This is a genomic window from Streptomyces malaysiensis subsp. samsunensis (assembly GCF_024519315.1).
Taxonomy (GTDB): Bacteria; Actinomycetota; Actinomycetes; order Streptomycetales; family Streptomycetaceae; genus Streptomyces; species Streptomyces malaysiensis.
In genome coordinates this window covers 1-20,625 of sequence record NZ_JANIIC010000067.1, presented here as the reverse complement: position 1 = coordinate 20,625, position 20,625 = coordinate 1, and the positions used below count along the sequence as shown (strand labels likewise).

11 protein-coding genes are annotated in these 20,625 nt (G+C 72.9%); 5 read left to right on the top strand and 6 right to left on the bottom strand.

Translation table 11 applies throughout. The features are described from left to right. Positions 1–53 precede the first annotated feature (53 nt). The 4 genes from NQU54_RS39530 to NQU54_RS39515 form a co-directional block, all read right to left on the bottom strand. On the bottom strand, positions 54–1,841 hold the full coding sequence (locus NQU54_RS39530) for a PrsW family intramembrane metalloprotease (RefSeq protein ID WP_372506269.1): 1,788 nt from the start codon (positions 1,839–1,841) through the stop codon (positions 54–56). A gap of 271 nt (positions 1,842–2,112) precedes the next feature. Then, a complete protein-coding gene (gene trmB, locus NQU54_RS39525; RefSeq protein ID WP_257635235.1) occupies positions 2,113–2,853 on the bottom strand; it encodes a tRNA (guanosine(46)-N7)-methyltransferase TrmB in 741 nt (246 codons plus the stop codon). Between the two features lie 398 nt (positions 2,854–3,251). Then, positions 3,252–4,484, bottom strand: a complete 1,233-nt coding sequence (lhgD, locus tag NQU54_RS39520) for an L-2-hydroxyglutarate dehydrogenase (protein WP_100806622.1) — start codon at positions 4,482–4,484, stop codon at positions 3,252–3,254. Positions 4,485–4,779: 295 nt separating this feature from the next. Then, positions 4,780–6,240: an NsdA family TPR-like regulatory protein gene (locus tag NQU54_RS39515; RefSeq protein WP_257635206.1), complete on the bottom strand. Its 1,461-nt coding sequence runs from the start codon at positions 6,238–6,240 to the stop codon at positions 4,780–4,782. A gap of 966 nt (positions 6,241–7,206) precedes the next feature. Here NQU54_RS39515 and NQU54_RS39510 point away from each other — a divergent pair. After that, on the top strand, positions 7,207–9,294 hold the full coding sequence (locus tag NQU54_RS39510; RefSeq protein ID WP_100806621.1) for an asparagine synthase-related protein: 2,088 nt from the start codon (positions 7,207–7,209) through the stop codon (positions 9,292–9,294). A gap of 250 nt (positions 9,295–9,544) precedes the next feature. Beyond that, the gene (locus tag NQU54_RS39505) at positions 9,545–13,660 is read left to right on the top strand and encodes an AfsR/SARP family transcriptional regulator (protein ID WP_257635234.1); all 4,116 of its coding nucleotides are present in this window, start codon (positions 9,545–9,547) and stop codon (positions 13,658–13,660) included. Positions 13,661–13,780: 120 nt separating this feature from the next. Here the strand turns inward: NQU54_RS39505 and NQU54_RS39500 are convergent, their stop codons facing one another. Next, positions 13,781–14,506 carry a TetR/AcrR family transcriptional regulator gene (locus NQU54_RS39500; protein ID WP_167502600.1) on the bottom strand — a complete coding sequence of 242 codons (726 nt, stop codon included), beginning with the start codon at positions 14,504–14,506 and terminating at the stop codon, positions 13,781–13,783. Between the two features lie 321 nt (positions 14,507–14,827). Between NQU54_RS39500 and NQU54_RS39495 the strand changes: the two genes are divergently transcribed. Both NQU54_RS39495 and NQU54_RS39490 read left to right on the top strand, forming a co-directional pair. Continuing rightward, entirely contained in the window at positions 14,828–16,183 is a 1,356-nt protein-coding gene (locus tag NQU54_RS39495) for an NAD(P)/FAD-dependent oxidoreductase (protein ID WP_257635205.1), read from the top strand. Positions 16,184–16,418: 235 nt separating this feature from the next. Further along, positions 16,419–18,365 (top strand): ATP-binding SpoIIE family protein phosphatase, encoded by a 1,947-nt coding sequence (locus tag NQU54_RS39490; protein WP_257635204.1) that lies wholly within the window; start codon positions 16,419–16,421, stop codon positions 18,363–18,365. A gap of 148 nt (positions 18,366–18,513) precedes the next feature. Here NQU54_RS39490 and NQU54_RS39485 read toward each other — a convergent pair whose 3' ends face one another. Continuing rightward, positions 18,514–19,824, bottom strand: a complete 1,311-nt coding sequence (locus NQU54_RS39485; RefSeq protein WP_257635233.1) for an MFS transporter — start codon at positions 19,822–19,824, stop codon at positions 18,514–18,516. Between the two features lie 160 nt (positions 19,825–19,984). Between NQU54_RS39485 and NQU54_RS39480 the strand changes: the two genes are divergently transcribed. Then, the gene (locus NQU54_RS39480) at positions 19,985–20,536 is read left to right on the top strand and encodes a MarR family winged helix-turn-helix transcriptional regulator (RefSeq protein WP_257635203.1); all 552 of its coding nucleotides are present in this window, start codon (positions 19,985–19,987) and stop codon (positions 20,534–20,536) included. Positions 20,537–20,625 lie beyond the last annotated feature (89 nt).

Below are 20,625 nucleotides of genomic sequence, written 5' to 3'. Positions count from 1 at the left end.
CCCCCGCGTGCTCCCCGCTTCTATGTAGGAACACGTCCGAAAGGGGCGGGAGGTTACAGATGGCTTTCGGGGGCGCCGGTGCCGTACGGCACGGGGGAGGTGCGGGGCGCCGACGGGGCCGCGGGCGGCTGCGGGGTCCGCGGTGGCTGGGCGCCGTGCGGGGGAGGGGTGCCCCACGGGGCGTACGTCGGCTGGGCTCCATACTGGGCCTGAGCGTCGTACTGGACCTGGGCCTGGGCCTGGGCCTGGGCCTGGGCTTGGGCTTGGGTGCCGTACCCCGGCCCGGCGTATCCGTAGCCGCCGTGCCCGCCGGCCCCGTATCCGTGCCCGTGCGCGCTCCCGTACCCGTACCCGTACCCGTCGCCGCCTGCGTGCCCGCTGCCGTACGCGAACCCCTGTCCGCCTCCACCGCCGCCGTATCCGTATCCGCCGCTGTACGGCCCCGCGGGCCAGAACGGTGCGGGCAGCGTGCCCGGGGCCGGCACGGGTACGCGGCGGGGCCGGGGGAGCGGCACCGACAGCGCGGCGTGGGCCAGGGCGGGCTGGGCGGTCTCCCGCCGCTCCCACAGACGGTCCAGCAGCTCCTTCTCGCGCGTCGTGAAGTCCGGCCCCGCCGTACCCCGGTGCGCACGCCGCCGCAGCAGCGCCAGTGAGGTCGCGAAGGCGGTGTACTCGCCGACCGCACGGGCCGCCGCCGCGCCGTGGGTGCGGCGGGCGAGGTCGCGGGCGATACCGCGGGCGCGCATCGAGGACAGCGCGATGGGCTCGGGCGGGGTGAGCCAGCCGGCGGCCTGGTAGGTGGTGAGCTGCTCCCGTATGGCGCGCAGTTCCTTGGCGCGGGACCAGAGCGTCAGCCAGGTCAGCAGCCCGAACACGGGGACCATGAACAGGGCGTAGACGATGAGGAAGCCGTAGCCGCCGAGGGACGCCGAGCCGTTCCAGACGCCGTGCAGGACCATCGCGGTCAGCAGCATCGCGATCGGTATGAGGACGCGGCGGGCGCGCTGGTGCCGTGCCGTCGCGGCGGCTATGCCGAAGCCCACACCCGTCATCGCGGTGAAGAGGGGGTGCGCGAAGGGGGACATCACGGCGCGGATGAAGAACGTCGCGGCCGTGGTGGACCGGATGCCGGAGTAGCCGAGCGTCTCGTCGCTGACGAAGGCCGAGCCGAGGTAGAGGATGTTTTCGGTGAAGGCGAAACCGGTGGCGGTGATTCCGGCGACGACGACCCCGTCGACCAGCCCGTTGAAGTCGCGGCGGCGGAAGAGGAAGAGCAGCAGGACGGCGGCCGCCTTGGCGCTCTCCTCCACGAACGGCGCGATGAAGGTGGCGCCCCAGGTGTCGGCGTCGGCCTGGCCGGTGGGGGACGAGGAGTCCACGGTCGTCATGAGCCACTCGGTGGCGAAGCCGTTCGCGATCAGCGCGACCAAGGTCGCGGCGCACGCACCCCAGGCGAAGGCGAACAAAAGGTTTCGCCAGGGTTTGGGGTCCACGCGGTCCAGCCACCGGAAGACCGCGATGATCAACGGTACGGGGAGGACGGCGAGGCCGAGCCCCACCAGGAAGCCCTTGGTGCCCGTCTGCTCGCGCACCAGCGCCAGGATGATCAGGCCGGAGAGCGTGAGCAGACCGGTGAGCGCGGTGGCCCGGAGCGCCCTGTTGTGCCACAGGCGGGCGAGGCGGCCGTCCGGGCCCCACAGGCCCTGACGAGGCGGCTGCGGCCAGCCCGCCGGTGCGGCCCCGGCCTCGAACCACGGGTGCTGGCCACCGTAAGGAGCTCCGTACGGGGGGCCGTAAGGCGTGCCGTACGGAGTCTCGTGCGGCGCGGCGTGCGGTGCCACGTGGCCCGCCTCGTACGGCCCGTCGTGCGGTGCGTCCAGCCTCGGCTCGTACGGTGCGCCTTGCGGTGGTGCGTCCTGCCTCGCCTCGTGAGGTACGCCATGCGCCGCCTCGTTCGGCGCTCCGTGCGGCGTGGCGTGCGGAGCGCCGTGCGGCGGCGTGGCCGGTGGTGGTTCGGGCGGCTCTTGCGGGGGCGGGGACTGATGCACTCAACCGACCCTAACGAAAGGGGGAAGGGGGGACTCAGGGGTTATGCCCATCCCCTTGGGGTCGTTATGTGTCGTTGCGGCGGAAGACCAGGTCATGGACGAGATGTCCCTTGTCCAGCCCCTGGCTCTCGAATTTGGTGAGCGGCCGGAAGCCCGGACGGGGGGTGTAGCCGCCGTCGGCCTGGGTGTTCTCGAAGGCCGGGCTCGCCGAGAGGACCTCCAGCATCTGCTCCGCGTACGGCTCCCAGTCGGTCGCGCAGTGCAGCAGCGCACCGGGCTTCATCCGGGTGGCGGCGAGCTCGATGAACTCGGGTTGGATGAGGCGGCGCTTGTGATGCCGCTTCTTGGGCCAGGGGTCGGGGAAGAAGACCCGCAGCCCGGAGAGCGAGGCGGGGGCCAGCATCTCCCGGAGCAGGATGATCGCGTCGCCGTTGGCGACCCGGACGTTGTCCAGACCGTTCCGCTCCGCGAGCGCGAGCAGATTGCCCTGGCCGGGGGTGTGGACGTCGGCGGCGAGGATGCCCGTGCCGGGGTCGGCGGCGGCCATCTGCGCGGTGGCCTCACCCATCCCGAAGCCGATCTCCAGGACGACGGGAAGGTCGGGGCGCGGGCCCGCCTCAGTGGCGAATATCTCACCCAGGTCGATACGGCTCAGCCCGTCGATGTCCAGGCCCCACTGCGGCCACAGGCGGCGCAGCGCCTCGCCCTGGCCCGGGGTCACCCGGCCTCGGCGGGGGCGGAAGGAGCGGATGCGGCGCTCATGGTGCGAGCCCGCCGGATCGGCCACGGGGCCGCCGGGGAACATCGGCTCGCCGCGGTCACGGGGGGCGGCCAGAGCGCGCTTCGCGTGGGAATCGGGGGCGGTGGGATTCTCGGACACAGTGCTTCGATTCTACGGGCGGAGGCGGGGAGGACGGCGGGGCCGATACGGCGGCTGGGGCGCCGGGGGCTGGGGCGCCGGGGCGGTCCAGCCCCGTTGGGCGGTGCGCGGCCGGTTAATCGGTGCCCGGCTGGTCGCGGCGGTGGGACGGGCAGCCGGGCGTACGGGCAGCCAGGCCCGGACGTACGGACAGTAGGGCCGGGACGACGGGCCGTCGGGTCCGGACGTACGAGCAGCCGAGCCCGGACGTAAGAGCAGCCCGATCAACGGGCAACCCGACCGTGGGCCGCCAGGCGGTGCCGTCCCAGCCCTGCCGTACCCCCTTACCGCGCCCCCCGCACCCTGCCCGCCCCCAGCGTCTCCAGCACTCGGCGGGCGACCTCCCGGCCGATCGGCAGCGAGGCCGTGGCCGCGGGCGACGGGGCGTTGAGCACATGGACGATCCGGGGCGACTGCGAGATCAGGAAGTCGTCCACCAGCGTGCCGTCCGGCAGCACCGCCTGGGCGCGCACGCCCGCCGGGGCCGCTATCAGGTCGTCGGCCGTCACATCGGGCAGCAGGCGGCGCACGGCGTCGGTGAAGGCCCGCTTGGACAGGGAACGCCGCAGCTCACCCGCTCCGTACCGCCAGTGGCGGCGGGCGATCCGCCAGGAGCCCGGATACGCCAGCGTGCCGGCCAGCTCCTGCGGGCGCACCGTATGCCAGGCGTACCCCTCGCGGGCGAGGGCCGGGACCGCGTTGGGCCCGATGTGGACGCCGCCGTCGATGCCGCGGGTCAGATGGACGCCGAGGAACGGGAACGCCGGGTCGGGCACCGGGTACACCAGACCGTTCACCAGTGAGGCGCGGGAGGGCACCAGCTCGTAGTACTCACCGCGGAAGGGCACGATCCGCATGCCCGGGTCGTCGCCCGCCAGCCGGGCGACGCGGTCGCAGTGCAGCCCCGCGCAGTTGACCAGGGCCCGTGCGCGCAGCACGGTGCCGTCCGCCGTACGCACCGCGACCGCGGAGGGGCGCCGGCCGATGGTGCGCACCCGCGCCCCGTATCGCACCGAGGCGCCCGCGTCCTGGGCCAGCCGGGCCAGCCGGGCCGCCACCGCGCCGAAGTCGCAGACGCCCGTGGTGCCGACATGGATCGCGGCGAGTCCGCGCACCCATGGTTCGTACTCCGCGATCTGGGCGGGGCCCAGCTCGCGCACCGGGATGCCGTTCTCCCTGCCGCGCTGGACGAGGCCGTGGAGCCTCGGCAGCTCGGAGCGCTCCGTGGCCACGATGAGCTTGCCGGTGACCTCGTGCGGAATGCCGTGCTCGGCGCAGAACTTCACCATCTCCGCGGCACCGCGCGCCGCGAACCGCGCCTTGAGCGACCCCGGCCGGTAGTAGATACCGCTGTGGATCACGCCGCTGTTCCGCCCGGTCTGGTGGCGCGCCGGGCCCGCCTCCTTCTCGAGCACGGTCACGCGGGTGCCGGGCGCGGCGCGCGTGATCGCATACGCCGTCGACATGCCGACGATCCCGCCCCCGATCACCAGCACATCGCAGTCCAACGCCGTCACGCCATGTCACCTCCCCACGCGCCACACCGTTCAGTCGCCCGACCGTCGATCCCTATCATGACCTGCGCCGCTGACAGCGGCCCGAAACCCCTGCGAGGACTAGGGTCCGGGCTAGGCCCACCGGTCACGCCACTGGTCACACCGGTCACGTCGGTCACACCGGGCACAGGGATCGATTCACACCGAGCCGCTCATTCCGATTCCGGGCGACTCGCGTCCGAAGCGCTCGTCCCGGGCGGCGCTCGCCTCCGTGCTCATTCCGAACCGCTCCCGCCTCACCACTCACCCCGGCCGCTCACGCCTGGGCCACCAGCAGCGGCCGGGCCTGCTCGCGCAGCTCGGCGACGCGCGGCTCGTCGCGGTACGCCTCGAGGCGCCGCATCAGGTCGCGTACGTACTCCGTGGTGCGCGCGGACGAGATCCGGTTGGCGACCTCCACGGCACGGGCGCCCGCCGCACAGGCCGCGTCCAGATTGCCGGACTCCAGTTCGGCGACGGCGGACACCACGAGCCGCAGCCCGTGCGACCGTACGAACTCCTCCGTCGGCCGGGCCAGCGCCTGCTCGGTGAAGCGCCGCACCTGGCGCGGCAGCCGGAGATCGCGATAGCACTCGGCGGCGTCGGCCGCGAACCGCTCATGGCTGTAGAAGTCGAGCCAGGACGGATCGGCGTCGCCCGCCCGCGAGCGCTCCAGCCAGCCCTCGGCGGACTTCAGGGCCGCGCCGCAGGCCGGGCCGTCCCCGGACTTGGCCTGGGCACGCGCCTCCACGAGCCGGAAGAAGCTCATGGTGCGGGCGGTGGCCAGGCCGCGGTTGCGCTCCAGGGCGGCCTGGGCGAGGTCCACGCCCTCGTCGGCGAACCCCCGATAGGTGGCCTGGAGGCTCATCGACGCCAGCACATAGCCGCCCAGGGGGACGTCGGCGGCGGCGCGGGCGAGGCGCAGCGCCTGGATGTAGTACCGCTGCGCGGCCTCCTGTTGGCCGGTGTCGAAGGCCATCCACCCGGCGAGCCGGGTCAGTTCGGCGGTGGCGCCGAAGAGGGAGCGGCCGACCTCGTCGCTGTACGAGCCGAGCAGCAGGGGGGCCGCGTCCACCCGGAGGCATTCGGGAACCATGGACGAACGCCAGTCGCCGCCGCCGTACTTGGAGTCCCAGCGGCGCGCGTCCTCGGCGGCCTCGCGCAGCTTGGTGACATCACTGTGGCCGACGCGCAGCGGCTGTATGGCGTCCGCCGCCCCGCCGGCGGCGCTCGCGGTGGTGGCGCCGTCCTCGGCGTCCTTGGGCTCGCGGGCCACCGAACTGTCGGCGGGGGATATGAGCCAGCGCGAGGCCGGGGTGGCGTACGCGCTTACTGAGAAAGATCCGGCCAGGCTCTGCCAGATGCCCACCCCACCGCGCCGACCCGCGAGATCCAGCCGGTAGAGCTCGGTGGCGGAGCGGACGGCCTGGCCGATGTCGCGCGGGAAGGCGAGACCGACCTCGGGGGCCGGATCGGCATCGGCCAGGCCGATCTCATGCAGGGGGACGGGCCGCCCGAGTTTGCTGCCGATCGCAGCCGCAATCAGGTGTGGCGCGGCGCCTTGGGGGACCATGCCCTTGGACACCCAGCGCGCGACGGACGTCTTGTCGTAGCGAAGCGTCAGGCCACGCTGGGCGCCGAGGTCGTTGACTCTGCGCGCGAGCCCGGCATTGCTGATCCCAGCGAGGGCGAGAACGGTGCCGAGCTTTTCGTTCGGCCCGCGTGGCTCCCTGGACATGCGCACCCCTCGACAGCACCGACGGCCGCCCCTGCATAAGCGCGGGGCATTCGTAAACCCAGCGTAGTTCGCCGCATCCCGACCGTTAAGAGGTGGTGTCCCGGATGGCGAGATTCTTGTACGAACGGGCGTGCGGGGCGTGACGTGTGCTCCCGGTGTGTGTGGCTGTGCGCCCGTGTGTGCGCTCTGTCTCAGTCGCGGCGCGGACGTTTCGATGGATCCTGCGTGGGTCGGCCCGCTGTACTGGATCCAGTGGGCTGGGGGACGCCGCCGCCTCATTCCCCGCGGGCGGCGGAACGGTCCGGGAGGCGAATGCCGCCTCCCGGACTGTCGTGTCGGGAGGCGCGAGAGGCGGAAGTTGAGTACATACAGGGCGTCGGCAGGGCCATCGAGAGCGCCACGGCAACTTGGCTGAATATCGCCCCTCACGGCCGGGCTCCCGCGTCGGGCCGGGGAGGGGGAGGCCCGACGCGGGAAGCCCTTCTCGACGCGGATTCCGTACAGAACGCGCACGGATCCCGTCCGGAGCGGTGCGCCGCGTAGCACACGCCGCGGATGTCGTCGTACGCGGCGGGCGCCACGACACGGAGCGCTGCGGGGCGTAAGTCCCCGTCCTGGTCCGCAGGTTGGCGACTTTCCGTGCGCCCCTTCGTGCGCCTCTTGTGCGCCGCTCCGCACACTCATCGATCCCTTGCGCTCTTGTGCGCCCCAGTCGTGGCAGCATGGGCCACGGCGGAACGGTGGGTCGTTACCGGCGGTGGTTCCCTCATGAGCTCCTTACGGATGCCTTTTTGAGCGGTGCCAACCCCTGGGATCAACTCTGCGATTCCTGCGGTCATCTGTGGTCACAGGACATCCAGGAGATCCATGTTGTTGTCCGGTTCGATGCCGAAACCGTCAACATGCTGTGCATGATGGCACCTACTTCTTGGTTGCCCTGGATGCCCACAGCCTGTGGAGGCGGCGATGCGGTGGTTGGTGGGGTGGAGCAGTACCGCATCCGGCCCGGTCCCCCCGGAAGGCCGTGCGATCCAGCCGGTCGGTGCCCAACTCCTGTGGTCCGACCCCGATCCGCTATGGGCGGTCGGCGACTGGCGGGCCGATGAGGTACGCGTCGTCCAGGCCGACCCCTTCACCCGCCTCGCCGTCTTCGGCTGCTGCGGCGCCTCCGACGAGGAGCTGCGGGTGGGCCTGTTCGCCGCCCGCGGCGGCGCCCTGCGCCATCTGACCGCTTGGCCCGGCAGCTACACCGCCGTCGCCCAGGTCGGCCGCCGCGTCACCATCGTCGGCGACCTCGCGGGCGCCCGGCCCGTCTTCCACACCGACTGGGCCGGCGGCACCGCCTACGCCACGGCCGCGCTCCCGCTCGCCGACCTCATCGAGGCCCAACTCGACGTCGCCCACCTCGGCGCGCTGCTCGCCTGCCCCGACTCCCCGGAGGCCATGGGCGACAGCACGCCCTATATGGGCGTCAGACGCGTCCCCCCGGGCCATGCGCTGATCCTGCGCGACGGCGCCCGGGACATCACCGGCTACGAGCCCACCGCGTCCCTCGCCGTCGCCGCGCCCCCGCTCGACCAGGACACGGCCGTCGACGCGGTCCGGGACGCCCTCGTGGAGGCCGTACGGGCCCGGCTCACCGCCCCGCGCCACGCCCCCGAGACCGACGACCTCGACCCCGGCCCGGTGCCCGGCATGGGGCCCGCCGAACGGCGGGCGGCCCGCGGCGCCCCGGCCCCCGGCATCGGCGCCGACCTGTCCGGAGGCAGCGCCTCCGCCACCCTCGCACTGCTCGCCGCCGGTCTTCCCGGGATGCCCGGCACCCTCTTCGGGCACGGCACCGAGGCGGGCGAGCGGCTCCTGGCCGTCACCTTCAACGACCTCGCCACGGCGGGCGGCGCCCGCACCCGCGAGGCCGAACTCGAACGGGCCGGCGCCATCGCCGCCAACCCGCGGCTGCACCATGTGGTCGTCGCCGCGGGCGAGGAGGCCCTGCCGTACGCGGGCCTCGACATCGGCGCCCTTACCGACGAGCCCGGCCCCTCCCTCGTCATCGCGGAACGCCACCGGCGCCGGCTCGCCGCGGGCAGCGCGGACCACTTCATCGGGCACGGCGCCCGCCAGGTGCTCGACGCCCACCCCGCACGCCTCGCGGACCTGCTGCTCGACCGCCGCAGACGCCACCTGCTGCGCCCCGCCACCGCGCTGGCCAAGGCCGACGGCCCCTCCGCGCAGTCCTTCTTCGTGCCGTTCACGGTCTACCGGGCCGCACGACGGCTGGCCCGCACCTCCTACCGCGACGGCGTCCAGGAGGCCGCGGCGCGCCTCCTGGAGCGCAGCTTCACCGACGACCAGACGGTACGCGGCCCCGGCGCCGTATCCGCCTCCCTCGCCGCCCTGACGTGGTGCCGCCCCGGGCCCGCGGCCCGCTGGCTCACCGGGGAGACGCTCGCCGAGGTGTCCGTCCGGCTGGATGAGGCGGCCCTGCGCCCCGTACTGCTGCGCCGCCCCGGGGAGCGCCGCGCCGACGCCGCCCTCGCCCGCTACGCGGCGGACCACCGCGTCTTCGAGCAGGCCGCCGAGATCCGCAGCCAGCGTCTGCACGCGCCCTTCCTCGACAACCAGGTCGTACGGGCCTGCCGGGCGCTCCCCGAAGCGCTTCGGGTGCAACCGGGGGCGCGCGCCGCCGTGCTGCGGACGGTCCTCGCCGGAGCGGGCATCCGGGAGCTTCCCCCCGGCTGGGGAGCCACCTCCCACGCCGCCCACACGGCCGCCGTACGGACCGGCATGCGCACCTGGACCGGCGAGCTGATGAACCTCTTCGACGCGCCGCTGCTGGCCGACGCGGGCCTGATCGAGGCCCGTGTCGTCCGTAAGGCGCTCCGGGCCGCCGCCCAGGGGGAGCGGCTGCCCCTGGACGGCCTGGCCGAACTCGTCTCCACCGAAGTCTGGCTGCGGCGCCTGCTGGCCCGCCGCGGCACCTGCTGGACGGGCACGGCGGCGCCGCGGCAGCGGGCGGTGGCGGGCGGAGTGGTGCCGCGGCCGAGCCTGTGACGGCTGCCGCACCGGGGCGACACGAAGCCGCCCCGTGACACACCGCCCCGGGCGCCCCCGCCGGGGATGGCCGCCGCCGATCAGGGAGCCGGGCGCTCACCGCGGACGAAGCCGACGTCCTTACGGCGGACGAAGATGTCCTTACGGCGGATGTAGACATCCTTACGGCGGACGAAAACGAAGGGCGATCTCCGCCCCCGTGCCGGACCATCTCCCCGGCGGCAATCGGCAACCAAGGAGAATGGCCCCTGTGCGGTATCTGATCCTCGGCACCACCGAAGCACGCGACGACCACGGCGCCCCGCTCCCTCTCGGCGGCCCCCGGATCCGCGCGCTGCTCGCCGCGCTCGCCGTAAGATCCGCACGCTCCGCCCCCGCCCCCGTCGACGTCCTGATCGACGAGGTGTGGGCCGCCGACCCTCCGCATGACGCGCCCGCCGCGCTCCAGGCGCTCGTCGGCCGGCTGCGCCGGGCCATCGGCAGGGACGCCGTCATCTCCTCACCCGGCGGCTACCGCCTCGCGACCGCCGCCCCGCAGGACGACGTCGACCTGCTGCTCTTCGAGCGGCTGACGAATGAGGGCATACGCGCCCTGGACGCCGACGACCCCGAGACGGCCGCCGCCACCCTCCGTAAGGCGCTCGCCCTGTGGCGCGGCCCGGCCCTCGCCGACCTGCCCGACCGGGAGACGGCCGCCGCTCGCCCCGAGGCGCTCCGGCTGACCGCCCTGCACCGCCGGATCGACGCCGACCTCGCGCTCGACCGCCCCACGGACGTCATACCGGAGTTGCGCGAACTCGTCGCGGACCATCCACTCGACGAAACGTTCCACGCCCAGCTGATCCGCGCGCTGCGGGCGGCCGGTCACTCCGCCGACGCCCTCGCCGCGTACGAGGATGTCCGCCGGACCCTCGCCGACCGCCTCGGCACCGGCCCGGGGGCGGAGCTGAAGGAGCTCCACAGACAGCTGCTGACGACGGACGCCGGGCCTGCCGGCCGGGAGCCGAACGCCGCGCGCGGCGGCGCGTATACGGCGGAGGCCGTGGCGTCCAGGGCCGACGGCCATGGGGGGAGCGGCGGGACCGAGGCCGACAGCGGGGTCAGGGGGGCGTTCGACGGCCGGGACGGCTACGCGGCCAGGGGCGGGAGAGGAACCGGCGCCGGGGCCGGAAGCCGGGCCGACGGCCGGGAGGCGGGTTCTCACACCGCCGGTTCGTACACCGTCGGTATGGGCGGCGTCGGCATGGGCTCGCGCACCGCCCGCTTGGGCTCGCGCACCGCCGTGCCGCCTCTGCCGCACGGCAACCTCAGAGCCCGCCTCACCAGCTTCGTAGGCCGCCAGAAGGAGATCGGCGACATCCTCCGGGACCTGGACGGCGCCCGGCTGGTCACCCTCACCGGCCCCGGCGGCTCCGGCAAGACCCGGCTCTCCGAGGAGGCCGCCGCGACCGTGACGGACGGCTACCCGGACGGCGTCTGGATTGCCGAACTCGCCCCGCTCGACCAGCCCTCAGCCGTCCCCGGCGCCGTTCTGAGCGCGGTCGGCCGCCGCGAGACCACGCTGCTCGCCACCGGGCTCGAGAGCCGCGCCACGGGGGCGGACGGCGGCGATCCGACCAGCAGGCTCGTCGAGTACTGCGCCGACCGCAGGCTGCTGCTCCTGCTCGACAACTGCGAGCACGTCATCGACGCCGCGGCCCGGCTCACCGAGACCCTGCTCGCGCACTGCCCGGGGGTGACCGTGCTCGCCACCAGCCGGGAGCCGCTGGGGGTGCCCGGCGAGACCATCAGACCGGTGGAGCCGCTTCCGCCCGCCCCCGCACACCAACTGTTCGCCGAGCGCGCCGCCACCGTACGGCCCGGCTTCGACCCGGCGGCGGACCCGGACACGGCGGCCGCGGTCGCGGAGATCTGCCGCCGCCTGGACGGTCTGCCGCTGGCGATCGAGCTGGCCGCGGCCCGGCTGCGGCTGCTGACCCCACGCCAGATCGCGGCCCGGCTGGACGACCGCTTCCGCCTGCTGACCAGCGGCAGCAGAACCGCGCTGCCCCGCCAGCAGACCCTGCGGGCCGTCGTCGAGTGGTCCTGGGACCTGCTCGACGAGCGCGAGCGCACCGTGCTGCGCCGCGCCTCGGTCTTCGCGGGCGGGTGGACCCTGTCCGGGGCGGAGGCGGTGTGCGCGGACGGCCGGCCCGGTAAGAGCGCCCTTACGGACGGCACGGCCGCGGAAGACCTCATAGCGGCCGAGGAAGGCGTCACGGACGGCATAGCGGCCGGCGTCGACGTTCGTGGCGCCCTTACGGACGCGACGGCGGGCATTCCGGAACCGGACGACACGGTCGCGTACGACCACACACGCTCTCCCGTGCGCTCTCGTACGCGCCCCCACGTCCGGATCGCGCCCGCCGAGGTGCTGGAGCTGCTCGGGGCGCTGGTCGACAAGTCGCTTCTGATCGTCGACCACCCGTCGCACGGTTCGGCGACGGAATCCGCCGGTCCGGCGGGCGGGGAGCCCCGCTACCGGATGCTGGAGACGATCCACGAGTACGTCGGCGAGCGCGCCACCGAGAACCCTGCGGCCCGCGCCGACCACAAGGCCACGGTCGCCCGTCACACCGCCCACTTCCGAGACTTCCTCCGCACCGCCGAGCCCCGTCTGCGCTCCGCCGAACAACTGCCCTGGCTGCGCCTCGTCGAGACCGACCTCGACAACGTCCGGGCAGCGCTGCACCGCTCCCTGACCACTGCGGACGAGGACTCGGTCTTCGCGCTCATCAGCGCCCTGGCCTGGTTCTGGTGGCTGCGCAACTACCGGGACGAGGGCGCCGCCTGGGTCGGCCGTGCCCTGGCCCTCGAGGACCGCCCCGACCGCGGTACGGACGGCGAGGCGGACCGGGCGCCGGACGGGAGCGATCCCCTCGACCAGTTCCCGCGCATCCCGGCCCGGGCTCCGGACGGCGAGGACGGCGTCGACCGGGAGGCCACCCGGTACTGGCAGTTCATGGACCTGCGACTGCTGCTCTTCTTCCTGCTCGCGGAGCAGGGCACCGGTCCGGATCTGCGCGACCCCGAGATCCGGGACGCCGCCAGACGCATGCGCGACGCCTACGCGAGCCATCCAGGGGCCCGCACCGCGTGCTTCCCCGGTCTGCTGTGGCCGTTCACGGCCTTCGTCATCGAGGGCTTCACCGGTGAGCTGCTGCCGCTCATGGACCAGACCGTGGCCGGCTGCCGGAGGCACGGCGACGACTGGGCGCTCGGCGTCACGCTGATGTACCGCACCCAGCTCGCCATCGACATGCCGGGCGGCGTCGAAACCATCGACGACGACCTGGCCGAGCTGTGCGAGCTGGCCGCCCGCGTCGGCGACCGCTGGATGCTCGCCCAGGCGGAGGGCGCGCGCGGCGAGGTCGCCACCTTTCGCGGCCGGTACGCGGAGGCGAGGGCCGCCTATGAGAAGGCACGGCGGCTCGCGCAGGAGCTCGGCGCCCACACCGAGGTGCCGTTCCTCTTCACCCGCCTGGCCGATCTCGCCCTCAATGAGAAGGACATGGAGGGGGCGCTGGAGCTGGTGGAGCGCTCCGAGGAGGAGTCGGAGCGCTGCGGCACCCAGGATGTGCGGGCCTTCAACCACATCGTGCGCAGCGAGGCCGAGCTGCTGCACGGTGATCTGGCGCGGGCGCGGACGTACTGCGACGCCGCCCGGCACCGTGCGCGTGGCACCGCACCGCCGCAGTTCTGGGTGGTGGCCAATGGCCTGGACGCGCGTATCACCGGACTGGAGGGCGATCTGGTCGGCGGGCTGCGCAAGCTGCGGAACACTCTGCGCGAGGGCCTGGAGATGAACTCCATGGAGCTGCTGCTGGCCCATCAGGCGGAGTCGGCGGCGGAGCTCCTGGCCGGATCGGGACGCGGACAGGAGCGGCTCGCCGCGCGGCTGCTGGGCGCCGCGGACGGCTGGCGCGGTCGGCTGCCCCGCTCACCGCTGGTGGCCGGGGACGTCGATTCGACCGTGGCGCGCGCGAGCGAGGCGCTGGGCCGGGACGCGGTGGAGAAGCTGCGTACCGAGAACTCGACCCTCACCCCCGAGCAGGCCATCCGCCTGCTCGACGAGGCGCTGACCTCGCTCGACGCCCCTCTCGACGCCACCGGTGCCCCGGACGCCCCCGACGTCTCCGATACCACCGACGCCTTGGACGCCTCCGAAGCGCGAACCGAAATCGCCGGCCAAGCTCAAACGGTCGACAAAACCGAAACCGTCGGCCGAACCCAAACGGTCGGCCAGGCCCAGGCGGCCGACCGGACCGAAACCGCCGACCGGACCGAAACCACCGACCGGGGTGCCACACCGCCGCCCGCCCGCTGACGCGGACATAAGCGGAGGCGCAACGCCCCGGCCGACCACTCATACGGAGGAGGCGACACGCGGCCCCGGAAACCGATGCACGAACCGCGGAGCCCATGACCCGCTCCAGGGCCGACGGCATCACCCCAAGGGGCGCGACCGCAGCCCGTCCAGCAGGATGTCCAGCAGCCGGGCGGATGCCGCCGCCTGCTGTGCCGCGTCCGGCAGCGAGGGCGCCGCCGTGGCGATCACCAGCAGCACATCGGCGACCGTCACATCCGGGCGCAGCTCGCCCGCGGCCCGTGCCCGCTCCACCAGCTGCCCGACGACCTCAAGCAGCGCCGCGGCGCCCGCGTCGTCCGGCTCGTCCTCAGGTGCGGGCGTCCGCTCGACCAGCCGCAGCTCCGGCTGAGCCGGTCCGGCTAACGCCGCCTGCCGCTGCTGCGGCAGCCGGATCTCGGCCTCGACCTCGACCCCGACCCGGAGCACCTGCGGCGGCAGCAGCCGGCCCGCGCCGGACGCCACCGAGGTGCGCAGGAACCGGGCCAGCGCGGACCATGGCTCGTTCTCCTGACCCAGCGCCGCCCGCGCCTGATCGGTCAGCCTTGCCGTCTCCTCCTCGGCTATGCGGCGCACCAGCACGTCCTTGCTGGGGAACCGCCGATAGACGGTGCCCACCCCGACCCGCGCCCGGCGTGCCACGTCTTCCATCGGAGCCCCGTATCCCAGCTCACCGAAGACCTCGCGCGCCGCCCGCAGGACGTGCTCCAGATTGCGCTGCGCGTCCACGCGCAGCGGTGTGTTCCGTCCGCCGTTTCCGTCCGACGACGCGACGGCTGCGGACCATGACGAACCCTGAAGGTGCATAAGTGATCCCCCGGTAATGATGTCTCCCCCCGGAGACTCCCCGCCCAGACTGTCGAGGCAGTCACAACCCCGACGAAGTACGAACATAGTTGAGCCCAGGTCAAGAAAGAAGAGGGTAGCTCGGGACAGAACGCCCCCCGATCAGAGCAGAGGACCGCCTTTATCGGACTCTCCGCCCGTCCGTCACCCCTCATCTCGGGGCTGACCTGCGGACATTTCGTACGTGTAACCGATTCCGTACCGGGGGCCGGGTCAAAACGTCCGGTCACACAATTCGCCGGGCCTGTGGACAAACCGCGGTCGCACGTGCCTCATGGGAGGGTGAAGGAACCCGCGCGCATTCTCGTTGTCGGTGGTGGCTACGTCGGGATGTACGCCGCGCTGAGCCTCCAGCGGAAGCTGAAGCGAGAACTGAGGCAAGGCGGCGTGCAGGTCATCGTGGTCGACCCCGAGCCGTATATGACCTACCAGCCCTTCCTGCCGGAGGCGGCGGCCGGATCGATCTCCCCGCGCCATGTCGTCGTGCCGTTGCGGCGGGTCCTGCCCGACTGCACGGTCGTCATCGGTGAGGCCACCGCGATCCACCACGGCAAACGCACCGCCACCGTGAGAACCCTCGCCACGGAGGAGGAAGGCACCGGCACGGTCGACATCCACTACGACGAGCTGGTGCTGGCTCCCGGCTCCGTGTCGCGCGCCCTCCCGGTCCCCGGCCTCGCCGAGTTCGGCATCGGCTTCAAGACCGTCGAAGAGGCCATCGGCCTGCGCAACCACGTCCTCGAACAGCTCGACATCGCCTCCTCGACCCGGGACCCCGACGTCCGCGACGCGGCGCTGACCTTCGTCTTCGTCGGCGGCGGATACGCGGGCGTCGAGGCGCTCGGCGAACTGGAGGACATGGCCAGGTACGCCGTCCGCTACTACCACAACATCTCCCCCGAGGATCTGAAGTGGATCCTCGTCGAGGCCACCAACCGGATCCTTCCGGAGGTCGGCGAGGAGATGGGCAAGTACGCCGTCCGGGAGTTGCGCGGCCGTAATATCGACGTCCGGCTGGAGACCCGGCTGGACTCCTGCGCCGACCGGGTCGCCGCACTGAGTGACGGCTCGCGCTTCCCCACCCGCACGCTCGTGTGGACCGCGGGCGTCAAACCCCACCCGATCCTCGCCTCCTCCGATCTGCCGCTGAACGAGCGCGGCCGGCTCAAATGCACCGCGGCGCTCCAGGTGGACGGCGTGGAGCACGCCTGGTCGGCCGGGGACGCCGCGTCGGTCCCCGATCTGACGGCCGACCGGCCCGGTGCGGAGTGCGCCCCCAACGCACAGCACGCCGTGCGCCAGTCCAAGGTCCTCGCCGAGAACGTGGTCGCTTCGCTCGCCGGCCGGCCGCTCACGGACTACGCGCACAAGTACGCCGGCTCCGTGGCCTCCCTGGGGCTCCACAGAGGCGTCGCACACATCTACGGGCGCAAGTTGAAGGGCTACCCGGCCTGGCTGATGCACCGCGTCTACCACCTCAGCCGGGTGCCGACGTTCAACCGTAAGGCGCGCGTGCTGGCCGAGTGGACCCTGTCCGGGCTGTTCAAACGGGAGATCGTCTCGCTGGGGTCGCTGGAGAACCCGCGCGCCGAGTTCAAACTCGCCGCGGACACCGGCCGCCATCCCGAGGCCAGTTGACCCGATCGGGGCGGAGCCGGGAACTCCCCTCCCACGATCGGCGTCTCACGGATGTCAGTCCGGTCGGCCACACTGGTCGTGTGACCATGGGTGGGCTCGTATCTGCAAAGAGTGACAATCGCGAGGATTCGGAAGTTTGCTGCATTCCCCTGGGGGCCGTCCCCCGTACCCGCACCCATCTCCCCGATCCCGCTCCGGCGCGCCGCTCAGCCACCACCCGACGAGGTAATCCGCAGTGAACTTCACGCGCTGGAGCGCCCGGCTCCCCCGAACCCAGCGACGCACCGCCGCCCGGGCAGACCGCGGTGCGCGGCGCCCCAAGCCCCCGGCCGCCGCGGGCGGCGGCTCCGTCCCGGCGGCCCGGGGCGAGCACGCCGACCCATCGGGGCGCGGCGAGCCGCCCGCCGCCGCCCCTTCCGACGCCGCGCCGCCCGCCGCAGTGCCGACCCTTGACGGGTTGTCCGTCCATGACCTCCTCAGCCAGGTGCCGGCGCTGGTCGCGGTGGTCTACGGCCCCGAGCACCGCATCGCCTACCTCAACGACACCTATGTCGAGCTCTTCGGCTCCCGGGTCCCCGGCACACCCGCCCGCCAGGCCCTGCCCGAGCTGAGAGAGCTGGGGCTGCTGCCGCTGATGGACCAGGTCCTGCGCAGCGGCAAGCCTCGTACGGTCAAGTCCCGGCGCGTGCCCGCGGGCGGCCCCGCGATCCCGCCCGGGCCGCGGCGGGAGGGCGCGGCCCCCGGCCCCGGCCGGTCCCGCCACGGCTACTACACCTTCACCTGCTCCCCGATCGAGATGGCCGCGCCGAGGGCCGTCGCCCCGGCTGAGCCGGCGGGGGAGCGGGCGGTGGACGGCTCGCCGGTGGACGGAGCGATCCGGGAAGCCGCCCTCCGTAAGGCCGTCACAACGGAGGCGGTCGCCATGGAGACCATCGCCACGGAGGCCGTTGCCCCCGGCACCACCACCGGCACGGTCGCCGCCGAGCCGGTCCGCGGCGTGCTCGTCTTCGGCGCCGACGTCACCGACCAGGTCGAGTCGGCGGAGCGGCTGCGCGCCAGCGAGCGCCTCCAGCGCGAGGCCGCCGTCACCCTCCAGCGCAGCCTGCTCCCCCAGGGGCTGGAGCAGCCCGACGATCTGCGGGTCGCCGCCACCTATCAGCCCGGCGGTACGGAGGCGGCGGTGGGCGGCGACTGGTACGACGTCATCACCCTGGGCGCCGGCCGCACCGCCCTGGTCATCGGCGACGTCATGGGCCGCGGGGTGCGGGCCGCCGCCGTCATGGGCCAACTGCGCACCGCCGTCCGCGCCTACGCCAGGCTCGATCTCCCGCCGCACGAGGTCCTCCAGCTCCTCGACGGCCTGGCATCCGAGATCGATCCCCACCAGATCGCCACCTGCGTCTACGCCGTCCACGACCCCAATGAGAACCGCCTCGTCTACGCCTCCGCGGGCCATCTGCCGATCCTGGTCCGCGACCCGGACGGCACCGTGCGCCGCGCCTCCGAGCCCACCGGCCCTCCGCTCGGCACCGGCGGCTGGCTGCACACCACCGGCTCGGTCCAGCTCGGCCCCGGCGCCAGCGCGGTCCTCTACACCGACGGCCTGGTGGAGCGGCGGGACAAGGACATCTACGACGGTGTGGCCGCGCTCGAGCGCGTCTTCGCGGGCGCGACCGGCTCGCCCCAGGTGATGTGCGACCGCCTCATCAGGGCCCTGGGCATCACCGCGGAGCACGACGACGATGTGGCGGTGCTCGTCCTCCAGCACCCCGCCCGTACGGGGCATGACGCGGAGCTCTTCCACAACGCCGCGCTGGAGCTCCTCGGCGGGGTGGAAGCCGCGCCGCGCGCCCGGGCCTTCGCCTCGGGGGTCCTCGCCAGCTGGCGTTTCCCCATGGAGCTGCGCGATCTGGGCGTGCTCGCCGCCAGCGAGCTGGTCGCCAACTCCCTTCAGCACGGCACGCCGCCCATGCGGCTGCGGCTGCGCCGCACCGACCGCCGCCTGATCATCGAGGTGACGGACGGCGATGAGCATCTGCCGCGCCGCCGCCGGGCCGAACCGGTGGACGAGGCCGGACGCGGCATCTCGATCGTCGCGACCATCGCCTCGTCCTGGGGCTCACGCCGCACACCGGGCGGCGGTAAGGCGGTGTGGTGCGAGTTCGCCCTGCCGGCGGACTAGCTAGCGCTACGAAGGGGCCCAGGAGCACGGGCCCGAGGGGGACAGGACGCCCCCGACCAGCACATCGCCCTGGCGCGGCGGGGCCGACTGGCTCCTGACCGCACCAGGGCGATGGCGGAATAGCGGGATGGCGGAATGCCCGACCGGCTCAGGCCGCGGTGGTCACCTCGTCGGACGAGGCGGCCCGGGGCGCGGGCACCGAGGCACCGGCGATCGCCCGCAGGGGATTGTCCTGCTGGGGCGTGAGCCGCTTGCCGAGCCTCAGCGCGAGCGCGGTGATGCCGAGCGAGCAGATGATCAGCGCCACGATGTACGCCCCGTACAGTCCGGCGCCCGCCATCAGCCCGCCGACCGCCGGGCCCACCGCCAGGGCCAGCTGCTTCACCAGGGCAAACGCCGAGTTGTACTGACCGAGGGCCGACGCCGGCGCCAGATCTGCGACCAGCGGGGCGACGGTCGGCGACAGCATGGCCTCACCGAGCCCGAAGAGCGCATACGCCGAGATGATCGCGGTGATGCCGACGGCCTGGCCCCCGGGCACCAGCCCGGCGGCCCCGGCGGCGAACCACGCGACCGTCCAGACCAGCCCGACCAGCGCGATCACCCGGCTGCGCCGCCGCCGCTCGACCAGCTTGAGCACAACGAACTGCGCCAGCACGATCGCCGCTGTGTTCGCGGCAAGGGCGACGCCCAGCATCGAAGGCGATATCCGCGCGACATCCACCGCGAACGCCGACAGCCCGGACTCGAACTGGCCGTAGCAGGCGAAGAACATCGTGAAGCCCAGCACGCACAGCTGCACCATGGCGCGGTTGCCGAGCAGGGCACGCCAGCCACCGGCACCACCGAGGTGCCCATCGGCGGACGGCACCGGGTCGTCGAACACCGGCGTCCGCTCCAGCCTTACGGTCGCCACGGCCGCGGCGAGCGCCAGAAACATCACCGCGTCGATCGCGAAGAGCCGCACAAAGCTCGACGCGGCGGAGGTGTCCACCAGCAGTCCGCCGAGCAGCCCACCGACACCGAGGCCCAGATTGCCGAGGAAGAACTGGGTGGCGAAGGCCCGCGACCGGGTGACCGGCGTCGAGCACCAGACGATCAGCGTGGCCAGCGCGGGCTGTATGGCCGCTATACCCGCGCCCAGCACCCCGGCCGCGGCGATGGCCAGCGGCTCGCTCGCCGCCAGCCCGAGCCCCATCGATCCGACGGCGGCGGCGACCGCGCCCGCGACGGCAACGGACAGCGGCCCTCGCCGGTCGATCAGCCGACCGATGAAGGGCAGCACGGCAAGCGCGGCCACGGCGAACGTCGCGAGCACCACGCCCGCGGTATTCGCGCCGAGATCCCGCACCCGCGCCACATAGACGAAGAGAAACGGGACCGTGAAGCCGTTGCCGAACGCGCTCAGCGCGTTGCCCAGCTGGATACGGCGCAGCGCTGCGCCCATCGCGGTGGTCACACTCACCTACCTAGGTCAAGGAGGGTCATGGGGACAGCAGGTCTGACCTGCGTGTCAGCCCGGAGGATCGATGTCTGAAGACTTCGAAGCTAAACTTCAATGGTTAAGAGTACAGAGAGAAGGACTTAAGTGCCAATGAGTTTCGTGCCATACTCTCCACATGGCGGAGACCCCCGAGCCGGACGACCTGCTGAGCCTCGAAGACCAGATCGCGGCCTATCAGCGTGAGTTCCAGGGCCTGGACCCTCAGGTGGAGCAGGTGGTCAGCGCGCTCAGTCGACTCACCCGGCGTATGAACGTCGCCTACGGCCGCCAGTCGGCCACGCTGGGGATCAGCAACGCCGAGTGGGAGGTCCTCAAGGCGCTCGTGCTGTCCGGGGCCCCCTACCGACTGGGCCCCGGAGAGCTGGCCAAGCGGCTGGGTCTGACCCCCGCCGCCATGACCCACCGCATCGACCGAATGGTCAATGAGGGTCTGGTCACCCGTGAGCGTGATGCCGACAACCGGGTCCGCGTCATCGTCGAGCTGACCCCCGACGGCCGGGAGAAGTGGATGGAGGCGATGCGCCAAGCCACGTTCTTCGAGGCGGACCTTCTCCAGGACCTCTCCAGCGAGGAGCGTGGAGCCCTCGGCGAGATGCTCAGCCGTGTATTGCGCCGGGTGGAGGAAGACCAGCCCGACGCCGAGGGACGGCTGACCGACCTCGGTTGAGGCATTTGGCCGAAGCGAGGTTGACACCGCCCTGGGCCATCCGTAACGTACTCCGAGCTGCCACAGAGCTGTAACGGTTCACTGGTCAG

What these genes read in the sequence shown, in the direction of transcription:
- trmB (WP_257635235.1), bottom strand. Translation starts at nt 2,853, where the DNA reads ATGTTCCCCGGCGGCCCCGTGGCCGATCCGGCGGGCTCGCACCATGAG.
- NQU54_RS39515 (WP_257635206.1), bottom strand. Translation starts at nt 6,240, where the DNA reads ATGTCCAGGGAGCCACGCGGGCCGAACGAAAAGCTCGGCACCGTTCTC.
- NQU54_RS39510 (WP_100806621.1), top strand. Translation starts at nt 7,207, where the DNA reads ATGCGGTGGTTGGTGGGGTGGAGCAGTACCGCATCCGGCCCGGTCCCC.
- NQU54_RS39500 (WP_167502600.1), bottom strand. Translation starts at nt 14,506, where the DNA reads ATGCACCTTCAGGGTTCGTCATGGTCCGCAGCCGTCGCGTCGTCGGAC.
- NQU54_RS39480 (WP_257635203.1), top strand. Translation starts at nt 19,985, where the DNA reads ATGGCGGAGACCCCCGAGCCGGACGACCTGCTGAGCCTCGAAGACCAG.